Below are 3,135 nucleotides of genomic sequence, written 5' to 3'. Positions count from 1 at the left end.
CTTTAGCCCGGTGATGAAGAAATTCTTCAAAAAATTTAGAAGTAAATTGTCATTCGAGGTAGTAAGTGGGGGCATGGTTTTGGGAGACCGCATTGGGCCAATCGGTGAGGTAGCAGGTTATATCAAAGAAGCGTATAATGTAGTAGAAGATCGAACAGGCGTAAAATTTGGCGATCAATTTCTAAAAGCACTCGATGACGGTAAGATGATTTTTTCCAGCATACCTCCATCACGTGCACTTACTACCTTTAAATCTTTCAGGCCCGATGACGCCATGTTGATGGCCCATGAATTGCAAAAGTCGTTTTATTTCGATGGCCGAGCCCCTGGAGATGCAAAATTATATGAAGAGTTGGCCAAAAAATTTGAACTTCCTGAAAAGCAATTTCAGGAAAAACTATGGTCAGACGAAATTGCAAAACAAACGGAAAATGAATTCAGACGATCTGGTGAATTAGGAGTTACAGGTTTTCCCACTGTATTTATGGGAAATGATCAGGAGTTAGTACCGATCGCCAGAGGTTTTGTGCCGCATGAAGACTTTATGATGAACGCCATGAATGTAGCCGCTCATTTTGATGTGGAGTTAGTGGCTTTTTAGGTAATCTAATTAAGATTGAGTTACCTGCCTTATTCCCTCAAGCGTAAGGTTCCGGTCCACTAAGTCAAATTGACTCTGAAGGGGCTGAAGTACTTCTGACAAACCTCCAGTGGCTACAATCTTAAGCTTTAGCTTTAGCTCACTTTCGATGCGCTCGATCATTCGCTCTACCAGACCTACATAACCCCAAAGCACCCCCGATTGTATAGCAGTTTCAGTGTTGGTTCCTATGACTGAATTTGGCAGTTTCAGTTCTATTTCATTGAGCTGAGCAGCACTACCAACCAAAGCTTTCATTGATGTCTTAAGCCCAGGGGCGATATTTACACCCTTGATTGATCGATCCACGACTACAGTAAAGGTGAGTGCCGTACCAAAATCGATAATCAAACAGTCGCTTTTAAATTTCTCGAAAGCAGCGAGGGCATTGCAAACAAGATCAGTTCCTATTTCTCCGGGGTTAGGTATAGCAATTGGCAGCGTCTCGTATAGATCAGGTTTAATTTCAACTGGAGAAATTCGATATTCATTTAGGGCTTTAATAATACGATCCGTGCTGTTGGGAACCACACTGCTGAGGCCTGCCTTTTCTACTTTACTCAATAGTGGTTGTGATACTTTTTCAGATAGGAAAGCATTAAATGAGCTTTGGTGCGAACATCGAAATACCTTCCAATTTCCTGACTCATTAAAGCCTAGTACTATATCTGTATTTCCAATATCGATCGACAAAAACATCGTCTTACCTGGCCGGTCTATATTTTGATTTATTAAATAGTACCCTTGGCTCTTTCGTATTCATTACTTCAGGGAGTGAGGCATCTTCCTCCTCAGCATATTTTTTCACAATCTGCCAGCCCAACCAAGTACCTATTCTGCCAGGTGCTTTCTCGCCTATTTCATATGTTTTCGGTCGGGGCTCAATATACTTTTTCTTCACCATATGGTTGGTTTCGAAAAGCAATTCCTTTTCAATAAAGTGTGCCCAGATAATATCCTGATTTTCCATTGCACCCTTAATTTCTTCATCAGAATACCAAATGATTACACTGTCTGGCGTACAGGGCATCATATGCTTGGCAAAGTAAAATGACTTCCCATAAGCTACAATATCAGCAAGAATGGTTTCATCTGATAAATCTGTTTTGTTAAAATCATCTGAAATCCCCTGAAGAAGCATAATTGACGGCACAATATATTCCGGGGCATAGCGCTTCAGCATATAATCAAAGACACCAAGCGGCCGGTATTTCGCACCTTCACCCAAATAAAAATCAAGGCCTATTACAATCAGCGAGTCTGAGACATACATATCATGAGCAAGGCCAGTGGCTACAGTTTTTATCTTTGGTATACGAGCATCAGGGTAGTAGTATTTTATATGAGAAAAAGCCGAGTTGAGTTCTTCTTTAAGTTGCGATAAATCCCCAAATACCCGGTCAATTTCAGCTTGTAGCGTGTCAATATGCGGGTTTTGAAAACGTTTATACAGCTCATCGATCATTACTTCCTGGTTTGGGTACTCAGATGGCTTAAGAAAAAAGTTGGTGATTATTGGCTCATCAATTAAGAATTGCTTGAGCTCTTCGCGACTACTTACTCCCAGCAATTTATCACCCAATCGCTCTATTTCAATATTTATTTCCTGGTCTGATATATCAGGTTGGTAAACACACTCGTTATTTTCCTCGTTGCAGGATAATAGAGCAAGAGCAAAGCAGGTGAAGATAATGGCTTTTTTCATCAACAAAGTGTCCTTTTATTTGTGTTAATTAGTATTGGTTGCAGAATAATCTGTGACCCTAAAATTTGAACATACTAAAGTAAAGAAAATTATATGCTACTAAGAAAAATTCTCTTACTTGTCACACTGGCTTTACTTGTGACACCGGCTTTTTCACAATTTACAATTGGCCTTAAATTCAGCCCCACATTATCGACAAATCGGGTAGAAGCAAAAAGCGATACCGCCAGTATTGGTACCAATGGCAATGGATTAAGATTAGCGATAGGACCTATTGCTGATATTCAAATTAGAGAAAATTACTTCTTAAGCACCGGACTGCTTTTTGTCTCTAAAAGAGCCGGTGTTGAAGCCACGGGAATGCCAAACAGAGCAGATATTGAGGAAGAGTATGGTTTGCAATACCTTCAGGTGCCTGTTACTATGAAGCTTTTCACAAATGAAGTTGCGCTAGACAAGAAAATCTACTTTCAAGTAGGGGCCACACTAGACTTTAATATCAATGAGGAACCCAAAAAGCAGGAATATTTTTTAGTGGAAGACTTTTTCATCTTTGACTCTTCTCTACTCATAGGTATGGGCATGGAATATAAAGTCGGAGTAAACACAGTCGTTTTTGGCGGCTTTACCTACCAGCGCGGACTAGTCAACCAAATTAATGACCATGCACCATTAGACGGGGATATTAACCTCAAAAACGATTACATCAGCCTGGATTTAGGGGTTAAGTTTTAGATTTTGAAAAGAATTTCGGGCTGATGTCATTCAGAGACATAACTTTTTTCAAACG

Annotated in this window: 4 protein-coding genes; 2 read left to right on the top strand and 2 right to left on the bottom strand. The window is 40.1% G+C overall.

Features of this window, described 5'->3' with window-relative positions; translation table 11 throughout:
* On the top strand, window positions 1–601 hold a 601-nt coding region (locus E1176_RS03340), incomplete at its 5' end, for a DsbA family protein (RefSeq protein WP_222933066.1).
* Window positions 602–610: 9 nt separating this feature from the next.
* On the opposite strand, the gene E1176_RS03335 is transcribed toward E1176_RS03340, so the two are convergent.
* Window positions 611–1,339 (bottom strand): type III pantothenate kinase, encoded by a 729-nt coding sequence (locus E1176_RS03335; protein WP_155209160.1) that lies wholly within the window; start codon window positions 1,337–1,339, stop codon window positions 611–613.
* Between the two features lie 4 nt (window positions 1,340–1,343).
* Window positions 1,344–2,345 (bottom strand): gliding motility lipoprotein GldB, encoded by a 1,002-nt coding sequence (gldB, locus tag E1176_RS03330; RefSeq protein WP_155209159.1) that lies wholly within the window; start codon window positions 2,343–2,345, stop codon window positions 1,344–1,346.
* Window positions 2,346–2,438: 93 nt separating this feature from the next.
* Between gldB and E1176_RS03325 the strand changes: the two genes are divergently transcribed.
* Window positions 2,439–3,080 carry an outer membrane beta-barrel protein gene (locus E1176_RS03325; protein ID WP_155209158.1) on the top strand — a complete coding sequence of 214 codons (642 nt, stop codon included), beginning with the start codon at window positions 2,439–2,441 and terminating at the stop codon, window positions 3,078–3,080.
* The last annotated feature ends 55 nt before the right edge of the window (window positions 3,081–3,135 follow it).

It is taken from the genome of Fulvivirga aurantia (assembly GCF_009711475.1).
GTDB classification, from domain to species: Bacteria; Bacteroidota; Bacteroidia; order Cytophagales; family Cyclobacteriaceae; genus Fulvivirga; species Fulvivirga aurantia.
This window is presented reverse-complemented; position numbering and strand designations above follow the sequence as displayed.

Bases quoted from the DNA above. Each gene is read 5' to 3' on its own strand.
- E1176_RS03325 (WP_155209158.1), top strand. From the start codon at position 2,439: ATGCTACTAAGAAAAATTCTCTTACTTGTCACACTGGCTTTACTTGTG.
- E1176_RS03335 (WP_155209160.1), bottom strand. From the start codon at position 1,339: ATGTTTTTGTCGATCGATATTGGAAATACAGATATAGTACTAGGCTTT.
- gldB (WP_155209159.1), bottom strand. From the start codon at position 2,345: ATGAAAAAAGCCATTATCTTCACCTGCTTTGCTCTTGCTCTATTATCC.